Here is a 19,244-nt window from a genome sequence, read left to right on the forward strand (position 1 = left end):
GGCTGAATCCTTGCAATACCGGAGTGGCGGATTTTCGTCGTCAGGTGGGCTGTCGGCCGGGTACCGCTCGGCGACGCACGATCTGGACATGGCTGGAGACGATGGCCTCGGTTCTTGGAAAGGATGCCGGATCGTGCAGACCGACCTGTTCCGGTTTCCGGCCGTCATACCAGGTGTAGCTGCCGAATATCCGGTCCCACACTGCCAGATCCGAGCCGTAGTGACCGGCTTCGGAGAGATCGATGCTGTGATGCAGACGGTGCTGCTCGGGGCTCGCGAGGATCTGGTTGAGCGCACCGATACGCACATCGATATTGGCGTGGATGAAGTAACCCTGGGTGATGACGAAGAGGCCTACCACGAACACCGCGTCATGGGAGAATCCGACCCATGCCAGAGAAAGCTGTACGGCGCTCTGTGTCAAGGCGATGTCGAGAATGTGGTTGACGCCGTTGCTGGCGACGTTGACCTTGTCCGGGACGTGATGGATCCCGTGCAGCCGCCACAGCCACGGGTTGACGTGGCTCAGTCGGTGCCCCAGATAGCTGGCCAGGGAACCGACGGCCAGTGCCAGCGGAATGTCGGCCCACAGTGGAAGTTCCGGTCTCGCCGGAGAGATGACACGGACGCAGAGCGACACGAGGAGCTGCGCGGCGATGCTGCCGGCGACGGTCAGCAGGAAATACGCGCCGTACCAACCCCATTCGCCGCGGCTCGGATGCCATTCGCGATCGTAGGGGATGAGCCGCTCCAGTGCCGCGAGATAGCAAATGACGGCTACTTGGAAAAGAGCGGTGACCGGGCCCGGATCGAGATGGAAATAAAGTGCCGTCAAGGCGACGGCGGTCATTGTCAGAAAGAGTGCCGGATAGGCGATTTGACGTGCGACGCGGCGGACGCTGCTCCCGTTCAGAGTGCACCTCCTCGCGGACGGGTGCTTCGTTGCGGGGATACCCTCTGTGAGGTAGGGTAATCTCCGTGCGAAATAAGTATGAGAATCGATCAGCCTAAAGGTGGTCGGTGATTTTCCAGAAACGTTTCTTCTGAGGCCAAGTCGTCACGGATTCCAACCGCAGTCGCCGGATGGCCTGCCTCGGCGGCGCGCACGGCGAGCGGCAGTCCCACGTAGCCTTGGCCGGCGACGACAACGTCCGTGACGACTCCCATCCGGGTAAGGAGCAGCGCGGTGGCCCCTGGTTTCTGTGTTTCTGTGGTGATGCCAGTACACAACTCGGCGGCCACGCTCGGGCCTTCAGTCCGGTCGGTGCTGGCGCAGACGCACACCGATCTCGAACTGCTGATGACTGGCGACGCGTCCTCGGACGACTCGATGGACCTGCTGCGGGACTTCGCCCGCCAGGACGAACGTGTCCTGGTGAAGGCTGCGCCCGAGCAGGGCGGGATGACCGGGCGCCGGTCGTAGATCCAGAATGCGTGCGGGGCGGTGCGGTGCAGCTGCGCATCGAAGGGGATGATGCCCAGCTCCACGCGTTTCTGCCCGAGAGGCTGCATAGCCGGTCCAGCTGTTCCGCCATCACGTCCACCGGGCGCGGGCGGTGGTACAGGGCCGCCTCGCACAGCACGAACCGGAACAACTTTTCCGGGTCGTACAGGGCTTCCTGTCTGCGCATGCGCTTGTGCACGGCCGTATCAGTCGTAGCCGGGATGCCGCGGAACTCGGCAAGGGTGTCGAAAACGACGCGCGCGTACTCCGGTGTCTGGAAGAGCGCCGGGATCCGGGACGCACAAGGCCGCGGATCTGCGTGGTGTTCTCGGTCAGCCGTATCACAATCTCCTGACGACCGCGGTGCCCGCCGGCCAGTTGCTTCCGCCACGACCGGTTTCGCTGCTCCGTGTCGAACCCGGCCAGCAGCCCGTGTAGCTCTGGTTCGACGTCCGGCCGGTCCAGTGCACGCGCCCACGCGTGAGGTCGTCGCGGGTGGGAGTCTGCTTGCCGTTTTGCAAACGGCTCAGCTTCGACGTCTGCCGGCCGAGCCGGGCGGCAAGGGGACGAGGCACTGGTGCTTTCGCACTGACTGGAGAAGCTCCAGATGACGGACCTCAGCCGCCTTGTCGACGACCCCGCGGTCTGGGCGCCGATCCATCGGGTCGCCGGAGCGCTCGACAAGGCGCCTGCCGGGCGAAGGTGATGATGGCGTGGGTGATGTCTTCCACGCCGGTCGGGTCCGGCCTGGGCCCAGCGGCGCAGGGTGGCTGCGAGGATGCGCCCGGCGGCCTCCAGGGTGAAGGGGTGGTCGCACGGGTCCGGGTCGATGCGGCACAGGGAGGTGACCGGGACAATGATCCGCTCCGCTGCGTCGACGAGCGGTGCGGGCGTCCGCGGTTCGGTGTCGGAGAGATCGGCGGGCGGCGTCGGTGTCGCCGGCCTCCACGGCCCAAAGGTAGCCGAAGGCGCTGAGTACCGCGTCCGGCGTCATCGGGACGAGCGGCGCGGTGATGGTGTTCTCGGCCATGACAGCTCCTCACTTACGGGCCGCCCCGCTGATCGCGGCGGCCTCGAACCCGATGCTGGAACCGCGGCCCTGTGGCAGAGCCCGGCGCCGACGGGGGAGAACTCTTCCCCTCGATCAAAACGGGATGATTCAGGGATGTAAGGGGCAAAAACAGCGCCCTTTTCCAGCAGAGTCGACCCGACCTCGAAGCCGACCCTGATCCCTTGTCCACCTCCGCTACCGTCCCGACCACCGCCGTGTTCCTCCTTGACGACGCCCGCTACCAGACCCAGGTAGACCACGGACAAGGGGGTCGTCTGCACGCTGCTTCTCCGCCGCGACCGCCCCGGTCGGGGCAGCGAAGGAACCGACCCGGAGGCCGGGCAGTGGCACCGCCCGGGCCGATCGCATCGGAAGGCCGGCCCGTGGAGGGCAAGCCAAAGGGGGACCTTGGCGCCCACTTCGAAGGCCCCTTGGGACCCCCTTTGGGAACCCCCTTTGGCGCCCGGCACCCAGGAGCGTGGAAATCTCCTGGTCCACGCGGAAACCGTCGCGAAAACCGTGCCATCACAACCCTCTTCTCCCCCTGAACTTCTCTGTGTTGTCCCTGGGGGGAGATCATCGGGTCTGGGGGCCGTGTGCCCTTTGCGGCCGGGCGAGGCCAGCGCCCGGCGGGCGGCCGCGGTGGGTGATGGGAAGGGAGCGGGGCTGATGGCGGGCAAGCGGGAGACGAACCCGGCGGGATCGACGAACACCTTCCGCGACGAAGTGCTGCGCGTGCTGGGAGCGCTGAAGGTCGCGACGGCCGATCAGATCCAGCGGATCGGCGCTCCGCACCTGAGCTACCGGCACACCGACAAGCCGACTCCGTCCAAGCGGAAGCAGGCCCGCACCGCCTCGCACACCGCCGCGCTCTCCGACATGTGCAGGCACGGCCTGGTCGAGCACGGCGGCTCCACCCAGGTGGGGGGCTTGCGGAACCTGCCCCCCAAGGGCCTGCAAGCCGCCTCCTACGAGCTGCGGCGCCCGGTGACGGAGATGGGGGGTCCACCGCGCGCGGCGCGGGCTCCAGCGGCGCCTCCCACCCGATGGCCGTCAACGAGACCGTCATCGCGATGCTGCGCCCGAAGCCGAACACGGCCAGGCTCACCGTCGACCCGCCGCACGTCCGGGCCGCCGACTCCCCGGACGGCATCGGCACCATCGCCTCGTACTGGACCGAGGTTCCACTGCCAGCCACCGGGCACGTGGAACGCGCCCGGCAGGGGCGGCGCCCAGGCCGACATCGTCCTGACCGCCCCGCAGGACGGGGAGCCGCTGCTGTTGATCGAGGTCGACAACTGCCACGAGACCGCCGAGGAGCTCGCCGGCAAGCTGGAGAAGTACGCCCGGTTCTTCCGGCGGAAGGTGAAGGACACCGACGGCACCGAGCGCCCGGTGTGGCGCATCCGCTGGAGCGCGCCGGCCACCTCGTCCGGTGATGCGGCGCACCCGCCCGTCCTGCTGGTGTTCAACCGCATCGGCGAGCGCAACCCCGACCGCACTATCGCGCGCCTGCACGAGCTGACCCGCCACCTGTGACAGGGGGAGCGGGCGGAGGGCTTCCACGACTACAACGGCAAGATCCCCATCATCGCCACCAGCCTGAAGAGGCTGCGCGAGCACGGCCCGGCCGGGCCGGTTGTTCCTGCGCTCCGGTTGCGGCAGGGGGGGCTTGTACTACTCCTGGCGCCTGTGGCCCCCGTACGAAGTACCGCGCGCGGCGCGGCGGGTGACAGGCGTGCGGCTCCTCGCGGTACGGGCCGCTCGGGAAGCCGATGGCCGCGCACGCACTACCGGGTGGTGCTCTGACGGTGCGCGTCGGTGCGGCCCCAGGCGGGTGGACGAGCGGTCGGTGGAACCTTGATCCACACCAGGGGTGTGGATCAAGGGATGCACAGCCCTGGTGTGGTGAGGGCCCCGCTGCCATGATGAGCCGTCCGAAGGCCATGCGGAAGCACCAACTGACCAGGGGAGGCGCCGTGCTGACCACGGCAGAGCGAGTCCGTGCCCTCAAGGACGAGGACTTCCGGCTGAGTCTCACGGGGGAGTTCGGGGACCACCCGGCCGGGAACCCGGCCGAAGAGGTCTACGTATCCGCCGGGCAGGCGGCCAACACCTGTGAGTCTTACTCTAGTTGCGCACGGATGTGCAGCTACTGACCCGACCGCCCGCCGCGCCGCACCCCTGTGGGGTGCGGCGCGCGGTATGAGCCGAGCCGAGGGGTACCGCCGTGGTGGACACGTCCCTGCTGCGCCTGGCCGCCGCCCGCGCCGTCCCGTTGAGCCGCCGGGGCAGGGCCACCGTCACCGACGCCTGTCTCGGCGGGCGCGCCGAGCGCGTACTGGCCCGCTGGCGGGCACAACGCCCGTTCGATCAGGACGGCTGGTTCGAAAGGCGGCTGTCAGCCGACTCCCTCGACCCCGGCCTTGTGCGCGAACTGCTCACCGAGCCCGCCGAAGCCCTGGCCGAACGGCTGGGTGCCGAGGAGCCGTGGGCGCGCCACCTGGCGGCCGTCTTCGAGGAACCCCCGCCCACCCCCGCCGTCGAGATCCCCGACCGGGATGCCTTCGCCACCCTGGTCGCCCCGCTGCTCACCGCCGCCCGCGACCGGCTGCGTGGGGGCATCGCCGCCCTCGGCCCCACCCCGCTAGGCACCCCCGAGGAGATCACCGCCCACCTGCTGCCGTCCCTGACCGCCCCCGCCCACGCCATGACCGTACGCACCATGATCGTGGAACTGGAGGTCGCCCGGCTCACCGGCCAACTGACCGGCGCCACCCCGCAGGAGCGCTACCGCGACTTCGTGCGCCGCCTCGCCGACCCCGCGCGGGCCGTCCAGATCCTCGCCGAGTACCCGGTCCTGGCCCGCCGCCTCACGGTGGCCGCCGAGCAGTGGACCGACACCCACCTCGCCCTCGTACGCCGCCTCGCGACCGACCTGCCCGACATCTCCCGCACCTTTTCCCCCGGCCTGCCCCTGGGCCGCCTGACCGAGATACGCACCGGCCTCGGCGACGCCCACCGGGGCGGCGCCACCGTCACCGCCCTGCGCTTCGACAACGGCACCCGGATCGTCTACAAGCCCCGCCCGCTCGACGTCGACCTCCACTTCCAGGACCTGCTGCGCTGGCTCAACCCCCGGCTGCGGCTGCCGCTGCTGGAGGTCACCCACCTGCCCCGGGACGGCTACGGCTGGGTGGCCCACGTGGCGGCCAGGCACTGCCGGGACGCGGCCGAACTCCATGCCTTCTACCACCGCGCCGGGACACTCGCCGCCGTGCTCTACGTACTGGACGCCGTCGACTGCCACGCGCAGAACCTCATCGCCCACGGGGACCAGCCCGTACTCGTCGACTGCGAGGCGCTCCTCCACCCCGACCTGCGCGAGCCCGCCAAGGACCTGTCCCCCTCCGAACGCCTGGCGCGCCACGACGCCGCCCACTCGGTGCTCCGGTCCGGTCTGCTGCCTCAGCGGGTGTGGGACGAGGACGGCAACGGCGGCGCGGACGTGTCGGCCCTCGGCTGGGACCCGGGCCAGGCACCGCCCCGCACCGTGCCGTACGTGGACGGCGAAGGCACCGACCGGATGCGCATCGCCTACCGGCCGATGAACCTCCAGGGCGTCGACAGCCGGCCCCTCCCCGCCGACCAGCCCCTGGAGCTGGCGGACTTCGCCGACGACCTCGACGCCGGGTTCACCGAGGCGTACCGGATCATGGCGCGGGCCAGACCGGGGGTGCGCCGCCTGCTGCGGGCCTTCGCCGCCGACCACACCCGGCTGCTGCGCCGCGACACGCTGGAGTACCGCAGCCTGCTCGCCGCCGGTGACCACCCGGACCTGCTGCGCGACGCCCTGGACCACGACCGCCACCTGGACCGGCTGTGGGCGCTGGCGGCCTGGGAGGAGAGCGCCGACGCCTTCCTCGCGCACGAACGCGCCGACCTGTGGAACAACGACGTCCCCCTGTTCACCCTCCGCCCCGACGGCGTCGACGCCCGCGCCTCCACCGGAGCCCTCATCCCCTCCGTCGTCGACCGGCCCGCACTCGACACCGCGCTCGACAAGCTCGACTCCCTGGGCCCCGCCGACCTCGCCCGCCAACGCGAACTCCTGCGCCTGTCGGTGACCACCGCCACCGGTACGAGCGAACCGTCCCGCCCGCAGGTCGCCGCCCCCCGCCCGGACACCCCGGCCCCGGACGTGGCCCCGGACGCGGATCCCGGGGCGATCCGCGCCCGCGCCCTGGCCAAGGCCGCCGAGGCCGCCGACCACCTGCTGCGCCGGGCCTACCGGGGACCGGCCGACCTGGCCTGGACCGGTCCCAACTGGACCCCGCCCGGCCGCTGGGCCCCGGCGGAACTCGGCCCCGACCTCTACAGCGGCACCGCGGGCATCGCCCTCTTCCTCCACCACCTCGCCCTCCGCACGGGCGAGGCGACGTACCGCAACGCCGCCCGGGCCGCCGGCGTCACCCTCCGCCACCAGGCCGGGCGCCGCGCCGACCGGCTCACCGGCGGCCTGACCGGCACCGGAGGCATCCTCTACACCCTCGCCCACCTCACCGCCCACCGCCCCGACGCCCGACTGGCCGCGCTCGCCGGCCCCCTCGTCCAACGGGCCGCCGCCACCGCCGCCGAGGACGAGTCCTTCGACATCATCGACGGCTGCGCGGGCACCATCGCCGGGCTGGCCGCCTGGGGAGCGGTGCACCCCTCCGGCGCGGTGACCGACGCCCTCGCCCGCTGTGCCGGGCGGCTCGCGGACCGGGCCGCCCCCCAGCCCGGCGGCGGGGTCGGCTGGTTGCCCCGCGCGCTGGCCGGCACGGCCGACCGGCCACTGGCCGGGTTCGCCCACGGAGCCTCGGGCATCGCCTGGGCGCTCACCAGGGCCGGGAGCCTGCTCGGCGACGAGCGGCTGGCCGCCCTCGCCCGGGAGGCGCTGGAGTACGAGCGGACCCTCTTCGACGCGGAGGCCGCCAACTGGCGCGACGTACGCGCCGCCAGCTCGCCCGGCGCCGCCGCGTCCCACCCCGTGCTCTGGTGCCACGGGGCGGCGGGCATCGCCCTGGCCCGCGTGGAACTGTGCGCGGAGCTGGACGACGCCCGGCTGCGCCAGGAACGCGCGGTGGCCCTGGCCACGGTGGCCCGCGACGGCTTCGGGCACAACTTCTCCCTCTGCCACGGCGACCTGGGCAACCTGGACCCGCTGCTCCTGGCGGGCGGGGCGGCGGCGGACACGGCACTGCGGCAGGCCGCCGTGACCCTGGACGCGCTGGAGGTGCGGGGCTGGGTGTGCGGCATGCCGAGCGGGGTGCACAGCCCCTCGCTGATGACCGGGGTTGCCGGGATCGGCTACGGACTGCTGCGGCTCGCCGCGCCGGAGGCCGTGCCCTCCCTGCTGGCCCTCCGCCCGCCCGGGGCGACACCCGTTCGGTGAGGTCAAGGGGGCGCACCGGGACGGAACCGTTCCTTCAGGTGAAAAGCCACTTATCCGGGTCCGGTGGGGGTGCCTCTGTGTCCTTCGTCAAGCAGGGCGTGTGGTTCTGGGTTCGTAGAAGGTTCCGTCGCGGAGCATGGCGAACAGGGCGCTGATGCGGTGGCGGGTGAGGCGGAGGAGTGCCTGGGTGTGGGTTTTGCCGCGGGCTCGGCAGCGGTCGTAGTAGGTCCGGGAGACGGGATCGTGCAGGGCGGCTAAGAACTCCTAACGAAATGATCTTCGAGGTGGTTGGATCGCTCCGGGACTGATGATCCGGGGGTGCGGGGTGGCTCGGCCGAAGCCGTGGGAAGTCGATGACGAGTTGTGGGCGGTGATCGAGCCACTGCTGCCCAAGGTCGAGCGCCGGACCCGGCATCCGGGCCGCAAGCGGCATCCGGACCGGCTCGTGTTCCAGGGCATCCTGTTCGTCCTGCACACCGGAATCGCCTGGGAACACCTGCCGCAGGAACTCGGCTTCGGCTCGGGCATGACCTGCTGGCGCCGGCTGGCCGAGTGGACCGAGGCCAAGGTGTGGCCGCGATTGCACGAGGCCCTCCTCGCCAAGCTCCGCGGCGCAAACGCCCTGGACTTCTCCCGGGCGGCGGTTGACGGCTCCCACATCCGGGCGTTAAAGGGGGATCCAAGACGGGACGAAGCCCTGTCGACCGGGGCAGGACAGGCAGCAAGCACCACCTGATCACCGACGCCACCGGCATTCCGCTCGCCGCCACTCTGACCGGCGGCAACCGCAACGACGCCACCCAGCTGATCCCACTCCTCCAGGCCGTGCCGTCCGTGCGGGGCAAGCGTGGCCGCCCCCGGCGCCGCCCGGACGTGGTCCTGGCAGACCGCGGTTACGACCACGACAAGTACCGCCGCCTCGTCTGGGACCTCGGCGTGAAGCCGATGATCGCCCGCCGCGGCACCGAGCATGGCTCCGGCCTGGGCATCCAACGCTGGGTAGTGGAGCGCGCGTTCGCCCACCTGCACTGGTTCCGCCGTCTGCGGATCCGCTGGGAAATACGCGACGACATCCACGAAGCCTTCCTCACCCTCGGGTGCGCACTCATCTGCTGGCGGCGCCTGGCCGCAGTTCAGCGCCGCCACTCATAGACGCCCGGTGAGGACTTCAGTACTTCGCTCGGCCACGCCTGCAGCACCTGCCCGAGCAGCTTCCGCTGCTCGTCGATCCAGCCCTCTTCAAGGCTCATGGGAAGGAACACGGAGACACATGAACTGCCGAGATCTTCTACACGGACAGCGACAGTCTCATGCTCCTCGTTGTACGGCTGGATCTTGATCTCGGGGCTGTGGCCGTCATCCCTCCAGCAGATGTCCTGACCGGCAGCAAGCAGGTCCAGAGCACGGGACCACTCCTCCAGGTCCGAAGGGAACAGGGACATGACCAGCCGACCGCCGACGAAGCTGCTGGTCACAATGACCTCTGCGTCGAGCTGATCGTGAAGATGCAACACACCCGGCGACCTACGCCCCAGCACACGCACTTGGAAGCTGTTGTCGCCATCCGAGAGGTTGATCAGTTCCACCCTGCACCCTTTGCCCTGCCCGCTCACATCTGTCGGAGCTCAGGGTCTCCGAGCCAGATCAACGGGCACAAGCAGGTTGTCCCCGCCTCATTCCGTTAGGAGCTCTACTGATCTTTTCGTAAGTTCGGTGGGTGTGGTGGCCGTGTGAGTGGGAGGCTGTTGGGGTGGCATATCAACCTTCCCCTTCGGTTGTCGGCTCCTCCCTTCCTCCCTTGTCGCGGCCTCAGTTGGCGGAGGCGCGTCGTGTTCGGGCAGTCGAGTTGTTCGAGGGCGGCGTCTCGAATGCGGAGATCGCGAGGGCGGTGGGGGTATGTGCCGAGAGTGTGCGGCGCTGGCGGCGGGTGTGGGAGCAAGACGGTGCTTCGGGCCTGCGGAGACGGGCGGCCACCGGACGCCCGCCCAAGCTGGACGACACCCAGGTCGAGATGGTCCGGGCCGCGTTGGAGCAAGGTGCCCAGGCTCATGGTTTCGAGGCTGATCTGTGGACCCTGGAACGAGTGGGCGCGGTCGTCACCCGGGCAACGGGGGTGGTGTTGTCGAGGGCGTCGGTGTGGCGGCTGCTGACCGGCCGGCTCGGATGGAGCCTGCAACGGCCCGAGCGGCGGGCGGTCGAGCGGGACGAGTCGGAGATCGCCCGGTGGATCGCGCACGAGTGGCCGCGCATCAAAAAGGGGCCGTGAACACACGTGCCTGGATCGTCTTCCTCGACGAATCAGGCGTCTCCCTGCTCCCCCAGATCCGCCGCACCTACTCGCCCCGAGGGCGGACTCCGCTCCTGCGGCACCGTCTGAACTGGAAGCGCGCGTCGATGGCCGGAGCCTTGGGCTACCACTCCGCCGATCCCGATCGCGGGGCCCGCCTGTGCTTCCACCTCAAGCCCGGCAGCTACGACACCGCCGGGCTCATCGAAGTCCTGGAGCAGGTGAAGGTGTTCTATTGCGGCGAGCGAGTGGTCCTGGTCTGGGACGGCCTGTCCGCCCACTGGAGCCGGGCGATGCGGGCCTGGGTCGCCGAACAGGACTGGCTCACCCTGGAACGATTACCCGCCTACGCTCCCGAGCTGAACCCGGTGGAACTGCTGTGGTCCTCGCTCAAGAAGCGTGAACTCGCCAACCTCGCCGGCGACCACCTCGCCGATGTCGCCGACGCCACCGAGCAAGGCATCCACCGCATCACCGCCGACCCCCGACTGCCATGGTCTTTCCTCGCCCATACCGGCCTGACCATCTGCCCACCGAACTTACGAAAAGATCAGTAACTGATCGTTTCAAAATGCGGTGTGTAGACGCCTCAAGCAGATGATGGCGCAGGCGAGTTCGAGAAGCCCCTGGTGAAGGTAGGCACGTATCTCGTAGTGGATATGCAGACGCTTGGACTGGTGAAGCCAGGCGAAGGCGCGCTCTACCACCCAACGGGTCTTGCCCAGACCTGAGCCATGGGGGGTACCACGACGGGCACTCTTCGGAGTGATGCCGCGCTTGCGGATCAGACACCGGTACTTGTCGAAGTCGTAGCCGCGGTCGGCGAAGAACCGCCGGGGACGATGGCGGGGTCGTCCACGCAGGCCCCGGATGCGAGGGATGGCGTCGAGTAGGGGGAGGGTCCGGTTGCGGACCAAGGTCACCTGCGGTGCCGACTCCCGCGCCGCCGCCCTGGCGATGATCTTCAAGTTGGACGAGTCCGCCCAGGCCCGGTGGTGGGCGGTGAATGCGCCCCACCTCGTCGTCTTCGTCCGGGCCGGAGGCCGCTTCGAACGCGGCCGGCTCGTCGAACGGTCCGAGGCGGTTGCGGCATGATCGTGGCCAGTCGATTACCTGGGAGCCGACGTGGCATGGTCCGAACACGTGGTGGTGGGAGACGGCGTTCGGCTTGCCTGCCGGGACTGGGGCGGGCCGGGACAGCCCATCGTGCTGCTGCACGGCCTGACCGGTCACGCGGGTGAATGGACATGCTGGCCGGGCGTTTGAGCTCCCGGTATCGGGTCGTCGCGGTCGACCAGCGCGGACACGGCGCCAGCGAGCGCCACCCGCAGGACGTCTCCCGCGCCGCCTACGTCGCCGACGTCATCGCCGTTGTCGATCAGCTGGCGCTGCAGCGGCCCGCCCTGGTCGGCCAGTCGCTGGGCGGGCACACCGTGATGCTCACCGCCGCCGCACATCCCGGACTCGTCCGCGCACTCGTACTCGCCGATGCCGGCCCCGGCGGCCCGAACTCGAACGGCCCCGCGGACATCGGCGGATGGCTCGACTCATGGCCGACACCATTCCCCTCACGCGAAGCGGCAGCCGCGTTCCTCGGCGGCGGACCGGTCGGTGCAGGCTGGGCGGCAGGGCTGGAGGAACGCGAGGACGGATGGTGGCCCCGTTTCGACCGGGACGTGATGGTCCGCTCGCTGGCGGAGAACGCCCAGCGTTCCTTCCGGTACGAGTGGGGACAGGTCGCGTGCCCCACCCTGGTCGTCCTGGCCTCATCCCCGAGCAGGAAGCCGACGAGATGCTCCGGCAGCAACCCGACACCACGGCCATGAGCCCCCGGCACCGGCCACGACCTGCACCTGGAGCAGCCCGAGATCCTGCACACCGCGCTCGCGGACTTCCTCGAGGGCCTCGCCTGAGAACGCCTGCGCGGTCACAACGACACCAAAGTCAGACTCCACTCATGGCCACCGATCCACAGGTCTTGACAATTACTCTCCACCTGTTCTGAAGTACGGTGCTCGGTGAGGACGGACGAGACAACAGCGACCGGCTGTCCCGAACACTCGTCGGCTGTCCGGCCTGTTCAGCGGCGTGTCCCGGACCCCGAGGCGGGGCGACGGAACCCTGTCAGGCTGTACAAGCCTGCCGTCGGCAGGCGGATGGCCCCCGAGCCTCGGTCAGGATGCCGTTTCGGGGTTACGGGGTGCCAGCCTGCTCTGTCGCGCGGGTCCAGGTGTTCATGATGATGAAGGTCTTGGTGCCCTCCACCTTGCCGGTCCGGCGTACGGCGTTGATCATCTGCTGAAGGTGGTTCACGTCCCGGACCCGGAGCTTGAGCAGGGCGTCGGAGGTGCCGGCGATGCTGTGGCTCTCCTCGATCTCCGGGATGCTCTCGGAGATGCCCTGGATCTCGTCACTGTCGGTCGCGCCGAGCAGGCGGATCTCGATGAACGCCTGAAGCATGCCCGCCCGGCTGTCCTCGATGACCGCGGTGTAGCCGCGGATCACACCCGCCCTCTCCATGCGCTCTATACGGCGGGCGCACGGAGCGGCTGAAAGTCCCACAGCACGTGCGATCTCCGACACGGGCGCTCGGCCGTCCTTGCGGAGGATGTCCAGTATGTGGCGATCGATCGTGTCCACGGCGAACTCCCCGAATCATGCGCGCCACGCACAAGTCGCGCGCTGAAAGCTCCAAGGGCAAGTACGAGCAGCTGGCCGACCACATCGACCATGCCCTGGACTTCATGCGCGCCACCGGAGGCACTCCGGAGGACTTCGACAGCGCCGAGTTCTTCGTGTCCCACGAAGGACTGCTCCTGGACTACGAGTCCGCCCTCACCCGTGCGGACGCCCGTACGGGAGTCAGGTACGCGGCCTCCGGACACATGCTGTGGATAGGCGAGCGGACGCGTGACCTCGACGGGGCCCGCGTGGAGTACTTCTCCCGTGTCGCCAACCCCATCGGCGTCAAGCTGGGCCCCGCCACCACGGCCGACACCGCCCTGCGGCTGGTGGACCGCCTTGACCCGGACCGGGTGCCCGGGCGCCTGACGTTCATCACCCGCATGGGCAAGGACAAGGTACGGGACGCGCTCGCGCCGCTCGTGGAGAAGGTCACCGCCTCCGGGGCTCAGGTCGCCTGGATCTGCGACCCCATGCACGGCAACACGATCGAGGCCCCCTCCGGCCACAAGACCCGCCGCTTCGACGACGTCCTCGACGAGGTCCGGGGCTTCTTCGAGGTGCACAGGTCGCTGGGGACCCACCCCGGAGGCATTCACGTGGAACTGACCGGCGACGATGTCACCGAGTGCGTCGGCGGCGGCCACGAGATCGACTTCGTCGACCTCACCGCGCGCTACGAGTCCACCTGCGACCCGCGTCTGAACCGCCGTCAGTCCCTCGACCTGGCCTTCCTGGTCGCCGAGTTTCTGACGGAGACCGCACGGCGGCGGCGGGGGCGCCGGTGAGCTCGCTGCGCTGGCTGACCGCGGGGGAGTCCCACGGTCCCGCACTCGTGGCGACGCTGGAGGGTCTTCCCGCCGGCGTGCCGATCACCACGGAGATGGTGGCGGATCATCTGGCGCGGCGGCGGCTCGGCTATGGCCGTGGTGCGCGGATGAAGTTCGAGCGGGACGAGGTCACTTTCCTGGGTGGTGTCCGGCACGGGCTGACGCTGGGTTCGCCGGTGGCGGTGATGGTGGGGAACACCGAGTGGCCGAAGTGGGAGCAGGTCATGGCGGCCGACCCGGTGGACCCGGAGATCCTGGCCAGGCTGGCCCGCAACGCCCCGCTGACCCGGCCCCGCCCGGGCCACGCCGACCTGGCGGGGATGCAGAAGTACGGCTTCGAGGAGGCCCGTCCGATTCTGGAGCGTGCCTCGGCGCGCGAGACGGCGGCGCGGGTGGCGCTGGGCGCGGTGGCCCGGTCGTACCTGAAGGAGACGGCCGGGGTCGAGGTCGTCTCGCATGTGGTGGAGCTGGCCTCGGCGCGGGCGCCGTACGGGGTGTACCCGACGCCGGGGGATGTGGAGCGGCTGGACGCGGATCCGGTGCGCTGCCTGGACGCGGACGCGTCGAAGGCGATGGTCGCGGAGATCGACCAGGCGCACAAGGACGGTGACACCCTGGGTGGTGTGGTGGAGGTGCTGGCGTACGGGGTGCCCGTCGGGCTGGGCTCGCATGTGCACTGGGACCGGCGGCTGGACGCTCGGCTGGCGGCGGCGCTGATGGGGATCCAGGCGATCAAGGGTGTGGAGGTCGGTGACGGTTTCGAGCTGGCGCGGGTGCCGGGTTCGAAGGCGCACGACGAGATCGTGGTCACGGACGAGGGGATCAGGCGGGTCACGGGCCGTGCCGGGGGTACGGAGGGTGGTCTGTCGACGGGTGAGCTGCTGCGGGTGCGGGCGGCGATGAAGCCGATCGCGACCGTGCCGCGGGCGCTGAAGACCGTGGACGTCACCACCGGCGAGCCGGCCCAGGCCCACCATCAGCGCTCCGACGTGTGCGCGGTGCCGGCGGCCGGGATCGTGGCGGAGGCGATGGTGGCCCTGGTGCTGGCGGACGCGGTGGCGGAGAAGTTCGGCGGCGACAGCGTGGCCGAGACCCGCCGCAACGTCCGCGGCTACCTCGGCACCCTGGCCATCCGATGAGCGGCCGGCGGGGCCGAGAGGGCGGCAGCGCGGCCTCAGCGGCTGCCCGTCAGATGCGCGAACACCACGACGTTCCCCTGGTAGCCCGTGGCGGGTGAGTAGCCGCCACCGCAGGTGATGACCCGCAGCTCGGGTCGCCGGGCCGCCCCGTACACCTTCTCGTCGGGGAAGTCCTTCGCGGCGTACACCTCGACCGCGTCCACGGAGAACACGGCCACGCCGCCGTCCCGTCGGTCCACCTCGATCGTGTCGCCCTTCTTCAGGGCACCGAGCGAGTAGAAGACGGCCGGGCCGTCGGCGTTGTCGACGTGGCCGGCGACGATCGCGGTGCCTTGCTCCCCGGGGGTGGTGCCGGCCTGGTACCACCCGGCGAGGTTCCGGCGGTCGGCGGGCGGGACATCGAGGCTGCCGGTGCTCGTCAGCCCGAGACCCGCCAGGGGGGGCGTTCACGCGGATCGCGGGGATCCGGATGCGGTCGGGCGGGGAGGGCGGCAGCGCGGGCGCCGAGCGCGGGTCGGCGGGGCCGGGCCGGGCCTGGCCCGCCGTCAGCTGCGGCGTCGCGTGCGTCGCGGTGCCGCTGCGCAGCAGCCAGGCCCCGGAACACAGGGCGACGACCGTGACGCCCGCTATGGTGGCGTTGCTTGAGCCTGCGCACTGTGCCTCCTTGAGTGCCCGTACCCCCCTCCGGGCCGCGAGGGGCGTCGGACCCGGAGGGGGCGGGGAGTGCGGTACCGGCGGACGGACAGCGGAGGGTGTCCGTCAGATCCCGTCGCCTCTCGCCCGGCGATGCAGGAGCCAGGTACCGCCCGCGGCGGCGACGGCCAATGCCGCCACGCCGGCCGCGGTCTGCACGGGATCGGGGCCCAGGGCGCCGCCGACCCCCGGCAGCTGCTGCAGCAAACCTCCCTCACCCGTCAGCCGCAGCCCATCGGCCTGGGCCCGCGCCACCAGCTGGGCGACCAGCTCGTCATCCACGCCCGCTGCCGGCTCTCCTGCCCGGCCCTCGGTCCCGGTGTCGGACAAAACATCCACGCCTCTTTCTCAGCCCAGGCCGGCATGGCACCAGGCCGTGTTACTCGTCGGTGTTCGTGATATCTGCCGGGTGGACCAGCGAATCGGTCCTTCCATCCGGCACCTCCGCAGCTCGTTACCAGAGGAGATGACAGGAATCGGCTCTGGCCCGCCTCGCTGCCATGGACCCCGCCCGGGTCAGGATCCCGGACACGGCCGACGGGCGCTGTCTGCGCGCCGCCCTGCACTCGGCCCGCAGCACGGCCAACCCGCAGGCACAGCCGTAACGACGGCCCCACCACCAGGAACGTCGACTGGCCGGTGGCCCACGCTGCGGCGATCGCACGGCAGGCGCGACGTCACCGAGGATGGCACGGCGCCGACGCAGCTGAACCTGCAGTCGTGCTCCGGGCGCCTCAACGAGAACCGGTTCGAGGCGGCACGGCGTCTGGCCGACGGCCACCCCTCAGCCGACGCCATGGCCGCTCTGCGCGACGCCCTGCGCACCACTGCCGGGCCCGGTTGCCCCATCAGCTGGTCAGTATCGCGCGGACGGCGCTGCTGGGCCAGATCAACGCGATCGCGGCGGCTGCACGGGACTCGGCCAGAGCCCGGTCCGCCCCGCGCCGGTCGCTGGCCACCGCGCGCCCGAGGGCTTCCACGGTCAGCAGCCATGCGTCGGCGACGACCGGGCGCTGCTCGCCGAGCACCCGCCGGGCGCGCCGACGAGGTTCGAGGCGCATGCCGTTGCCGGCGTGCGCCTCGAACTGGGCGAGCGTGCCTATGTGGTGCGCGGTCAGGAGCGTGTTGCCGGAGGAGCGTGCGGCTTTGGCGGCCCCGCCGTATCAGGAGCCGGGCCGACCCGTGGTCGCCCTTGCGTGGCTTCGTCAGTAGATCTTCCACTCCCTTGCGGGAATCAGACCATTATGGTGGTCCATGCATAGTTCCGCCCACTCTGGAGCGATGAAAACAGGGCGAGTCCGAGCATAGTCGCCGTTTTGTAGGCAGCGCATGATGAGGCCTAGCGCTGGAAGTCCGACCTCCCCGTTAGAGCCAAACTGTAGCCCTCTCATGCCACGAGGGACTTCCTCACCCTCAAGCGTGTCAGCAGTTTCCTCGACCCAAGGAGTTAGTTCGGATGGAAGCCGACCTACCAAGCTGAACCCGTTATAGGTGACTTGAGGACCGTCGAACGGGTCAATTGCGACTGCCGCTAGCGTCCTCTTCTCCTCGTGATAATAGGTGTCAACGCCTACATCATAGAAAGGCACCCACTGGTCCCCTGAGGGCCATCCGCCGAACGGCACACCAAGAGCCTCGGATACCTCGTCGGCGTTCTGGCCGAACCGCAGAGGCCCCACCCCTTTACCCGGCTCCCAGCCCCAATGCACACGCTCCCCATCCGGGAGAATTTCACGCTGATACCACATGCACGCCTCATTCCGTAATACGCGAAGTTGGGTAAATAGGTGAACTCAGGCCGTTCACTACGCGCCCTGAGTTCCGTTTCCAGACAGAATGTCCCGGGCTGGCCTAGGCTCCAACGGAGCCGCAACGACCGTGAGCGTTGCCGAAGCAGGACCACAAGGGCGCCCGCAGCCAACCGAACTGGCTGCGGGCGCTTTTTCGACTCTACTGGACCGCTCCCTGCCCGCCTGCCGCGCCGTGCGGTGACCGAGCGTCGCCCCCAGGGCGCCGAGACGCTCACCGGGGCCGGAAGGTGAGCACTCGTCTCACTGTCGACCACAGCTCACGGCAGAGCAGGTCGCCTCTCAAACCGGCTGGGCTCGGTGGTCGGCGCGAGGGCGGGTCAGCGGTTGCTGCCCGTGCGGAGCGAGCTGAACCAGCGCACCACCTGTGCCGTTCCCTGCACATTCGAGCCGAGGTGCCGTGACTTCTGGTGGTCGACGGCGCCGAGATCGACGACCGACACCCCGGCTTCCCTCTCTTGGAAGGCCGCAGCGCAGTTGGCCGTGTTCCGGACGGTCGCTTGCTCATCACCCTGCGCCATGTAGAGCCGGATCGGCGCCTTGGGCTTCCAGTCCTTGCACACGCTGTCGGTCCCGCGCAGCCCGGTTGCGAGGCCACCCTTGGGCCGGGTCAGCAGGTCGCGCCCGTACGGCGTCAGCAGTTCGTCCAGCGTACGGGGCAGCGCGCTGATCAATTGCGGGCCGGTGTGCATGCCGTCGAACAATTCCTCCACGGCAGGGTCGCGGAACACCTTGCTCGGAATGTCGTACACATCGTGAACGCGGTCGAAGGCGACCAATGTGTACGCGGCGTACACCACGCCCCACCTCGGCTCCAGCTCACTGTCGTCCGCGAGCAGCGCCGGGATCTCCGCACCCCCGAAGTCGTAGGCCCCGCTGACGGGGGCGAGGGCGCCGAGCCTGAAGTACCGGTCCGCGCCCGCGTGGAGGGCTCTGCCGAGCCCGAGCGCTGCTGACGCGCCCTGCGAGAAGCCGGTGGCCAGGACGTCACGGTCCAGGGTGTGTCCGGTGCTTGGGGCGAACTGGCGGGCGGCACGAAGTAGATCGAGGGAGGCCGTGGCCTCGGACGGCACGTCCATCCAGGGGTGCTGGCCCGGGCCTGTGCCCATGCCCAGGTAGTCGGGTGCGACGGTGGCGAAGCCCGCGGAGGCATATGTGGTGGAGGGGCCGGTCAGGAACACCTTTCGCTGCATCGAGGGCGCGTCGATGCGATGGACGCCGGTGCCGTGGGCGAACGAGACGGTCCGCAGACGTCGCTGGGTCCCGCGCGGGATGGTGAACAGACCACTGGCGGTAGTGGGTTGGCCCTTGGCGTCGATGGTGCGGTAGGTGAGTCGGTACGCGTCCACGCCGTGGCGGGCCGCGCCGGGATCGTACCCGGAGGCAGTGAGCTCGGCCGCAGAGTCCTTGGCCGTCGTGAGGGTGTAGAGCAACTCGGCGGAGAGCAGGACGCCGCGCTGGGCAGCGGCGTTGGAGGAGCGCGCGGCGGACGTCCGTGATTCGGCGGCGGCGCTGACGGCCCCCGCCCCAGCGAGGATCGTGGCGGCGACGGCAGCTGTGGTGACTCGCCAGTGGCGGTGCGGGGTTCGAGCGACGGGCACGGCATGTTCTCCCTCGACTCGGGCTGGTCCGACGTGAGGCCAGCCTTCATCGGAAGCGGTGCTGGACGCACTGGTGCACACCCCCGGGAGTGAGGGAGAGGCAGCCCCCCTGAGCACCGGTCCTGTGAAGGAGCCACACCCGAATGCGACAGCCCCCCTTGTCGCCGCCGCGAGACGACCGGCGGCCTGGACGGCGGCGGCCCGGTGGGAGGACCTGGTCGGCCGGGGAGAGGTACTGCCGCCCACGCCGTGCGCCGCCTGCCATCTGGCCG

At 70.0% G+C, this 19,244-nt stretch carries 12 protein-coding genes and 8 pseudogenes; 10 read left to right on the forward strand and 10 right to left on the reverse strand.

The window, feature by feature from the left end:
- Nucleotides 1–40: 40 nt before the first annotated feature.
- A complete protein-coding gene (locus tag ACSURM_RS38020) occupies nucleotides 41–850 on the reverse strand; it encodes a sterol desaturase family protein (protein ID WP_436960812.1) in 810 nt (269 codons plus the stop codon).
- A gap of 366 nt (nucleotides 851–1,216) precedes the next feature.
- Between ACSURM_RS38020 and ACSURM_RS38025 the strand changes: the two are divergent.
- A pseudogene (locus ACSURM_RS38025) lies at nucleotides 1,217–1,402 on the forward strand (glycosyltransferase family 2 protein); the annotation flags it as partial.
- A gap of 148 nt (nucleotides 1,403–1,550) precedes the next feature.
- On the opposite strand, the pseudogene ACSURM_RS38030 reads toward ACSURM_RS38025, so the two are convergent.
- A pseudogene (locus ACSURM_RS38030) lies at nucleotides 1,551–1,922 on the reverse strand (Scr1 family TA system antitoxin-like transcriptional regulator); the annotation flags it as partial.
- 1,242 nt (nucleotides 1,923–3,164) lie between these two features.
- Between ACSURM_RS38030 and ACSURM_RS38035 the strand changes: the two are divergent.
- Nucleotides 3,165–4,034: a replication-relaxation family protein gene (locus tag ACSURM_RS38035; protein ID WP_436960813.1), complete on the forward strand. Its 870-nt coding sequence runs from the start codon at nucleotides 3,165–3,167 to the stop codon at nucleotides 4,032–4,034.
- Nucleotides 4,035–4,725: 691 nt separating this feature from the next.
- The gene (locus ACSURM_RS38040; protein ID WP_436960815.1) at nucleotides 4,726–7,932 is read left to right on the forward strand and encodes a type 2 lanthipeptide synthetase LanM family protein; all 3,207 of its coding nucleotides are present in this window, start codon (nucleotides 4,726–4,728) and stop codon (nucleotides 7,930–7,932) included.
- A gap of 87 nt (nucleotides 7,933–8,019) precedes the next feature.
- On the opposite strand, the pseudogene ACSURM_RS38045 reads toward ACSURM_RS38040, so the two are convergent.
- A pseudogene (locus ACSURM_RS38045) lies at nucleotides 8,020–8,187 on the reverse strand (IS110 family transposase); the annotation flags it as partial.
- A gap of 52 nt (nucleotides 8,188–8,239) precedes the next feature.
- Between ACSURM_RS38045 and ACSURM_RS38050 the strand changes: the two are divergent.
- Nucleotides 8,240–9,084 (forward strand): IS5 family transposase gene (locus ACSURM_RS38050; RefSeq protein ID WP_436960816.1). Its coding sequence is split into 2 segments (ribosomal slippage): nucleotides 8,240–8,584 and nucleotides 8,587–9,084, totalling 843 coding nucleotides; the frame shifts between segments, so codons are not numbered across the junction.
- On the opposite strand, the gene ACSURM_RS38055 is transcribed toward ACSURM_RS38050, so the two are convergent.
- Nucleotides 9,066–9,518 (reverse strand): DUF5959 family protein, encoded by a 453-nt coding sequence (locus tag ACSURM_RS38055; RefSeq protein ID WP_436952244.1) that lies wholly within the window; start codon nucleotides 9,516–9,518, stop codon nucleotides 9,066–9,068. The two genes, ACSURM_RS38050 and ACSURM_RS38055, sit on opposite strands and share 19 nt — an antisense overlap.
- 164 nt (nucleotides 9,519–9,682) lie before the next feature.
- Here ACSURM_RS38055 and ACSURM_RS38060 point away from each other — a divergent pair, with 164 nt between their 5' ends.
- Nucleotides 9,683–10,198 (forward strand): winged helix-turn-helix domain-containing protein, encoded by a 516-nt coding sequence (locus ACSURM_RS38060; protein ID WP_436955258.1) that lies wholly within the window; start codon nucleotides 9,683–9,685, stop codon nucleotides 10,196–10,198.
- Nucleotides 10,195–10,776, forward strand: a complete 582-nt coding sequence (locus ACSURM_RS38065; protein WP_436955259.1) for an IS630 family transposase — start codon at nucleotides 10,195–10,197, stop codon at nucleotides 10,774–10,776. The genes ACSURM_RS38060 and ACSURM_RS38065 overlap by 4 nt, the downstream gene beginning before the upstream one ends.
- Nucleotides 10,777–10,785: 9 nt before the next feature.
- Here the strand turns inward: ACSURM_RS38065 and ACSURM_RS38070 are convergent.
- Nucleotides 10,786–11,118 (reverse strand): annotated as a pseudogene (locus ACSURM_RS38070) (transposase); the annotation flags it as partial.
- On the opposite strand from ACSURM_RS38070, the pseudogene ACSURM_RS38075 reads away from it, so the two are divergent.
- Together ACSURM_RS38075 and ACSURM_RS38080 are read left to right on the forward strand one after the other, a co-directional pair.
- A pseudogene (locus tag ACSURM_RS38075) lies at nucleotides 11,105–11,314 on the forward strand (IS256 family transposase); the annotation flags it as partial. The pseudogenes ACSURM_RS38070 and ACSURM_RS38075 overlap by 14 nt on opposite strands.
- A gap of 30 nt (nucleotides 11,315–11,344) precedes the next feature.
- Nucleotides 11,345–12,132: pseudogene (locus ACSURM_RS38080) on the forward strand (alpha/beta fold hydrolase).
- A 280-nt stretch (nucleotides 12,133–12,412) separates the two neighbouring features.
- Here ACSURM_RS38080 and ACSURM_RS38085 read toward each other — a convergent pair.
- Entirely contained in the window at nucleotides 12,413–12,859 is a 447-nt protein-coding gene (locus tag ACSURM_RS38085) for an Lrp/AsnC family transcriptional regulator (protein ID WP_436960818.1), read from the reverse strand.
- A 17-nt stretch (nucleotides 12,860–12,876) separates the two neighbouring features.
- Between ACSURM_RS38085 and ACSURM_RS38090 the strand changes: the two genes are divergently transcribed.
- On the forward strand, nucleotides 12,877–13,689 hold the full coding sequence (locus tag ACSURM_RS38090) for a 3-deoxy-7-phosphoheptulonate synthase (protein ID WP_436960820.1): 813 nt from the start codon (nucleotides 12,877–12,879) through the stop codon (nucleotides 13,687–13,689).
- Nucleotides 13,686–14,870, forward strand: coding sequence for a chorismate synthase (aroC, locus tag ACSURM_RS38095; protein WP_436960822.1), 1,185 nt, complete (start codon nucleotides 13,686–13,688; stop codon nucleotides 14,868–14,870). The genes ACSURM_RS38090 and aroC overlap by 4 nt, the downstream gene beginning before the upstream one ends.
- Nucleotides 14,871–14,905: 35 nt before the next feature.
- Here aroC and ACSURM_RS38100 read toward each other — a convergent pair.
- From ACSURM_RS38100 to ACSURM_RS38115, 4 genes and pseudogenes are all read right to left on the reverse strand, one after another.
- A pseudogene (locus ACSURM_RS38100) lies at nucleotides 14,906–15,500 on the reverse strand (class F sortase).
- A gap of 129 nt (nucleotides 15,501–15,629) precedes the next feature.
- Nucleotides 15,630–15,824 (reverse strand): annotated as a pseudogene (locus ACSURM_RS38105) (hypothetical protein); the annotation flags it as partial.
- A 587-nt stretch (nucleotides 15,825–16,411) separates the two neighbouring features.
- Nucleotides 16,412–16,624, reverse strand: a complete 213-nt coding sequence (locus tag ACSURM_RS38110) for a hypothetical protein (protein WP_436960824.1) — start codon at nucleotides 16,622–16,624, stop codon at nucleotides 16,412–16,414.
- Nucleotides 16,625–17,691: 1,067 nt separating this feature from the next.
- A complete protein-coding gene (locus ACSURM_RS38115; protein WP_436960825.1) occupies nucleotides 17,692–18,972 on the reverse strand; it encodes an alpha/beta hydrolase family protein in 1,281 nt (426 codons plus the stop codon).
- Between the last annotated feature and the right edge of the window lie 272 nt (nucleotides 18,973–19,244).

The organism is Streptomyces sp. SudanB182_2057 (assembly GCF_964272715.1).
Classification (GTDB): Bacteria; Actinomycetota; Actinomycetes; order Streptomycetales; family Streptomycetaceae; genus Streptomyces; species Streptomyces rubradiris.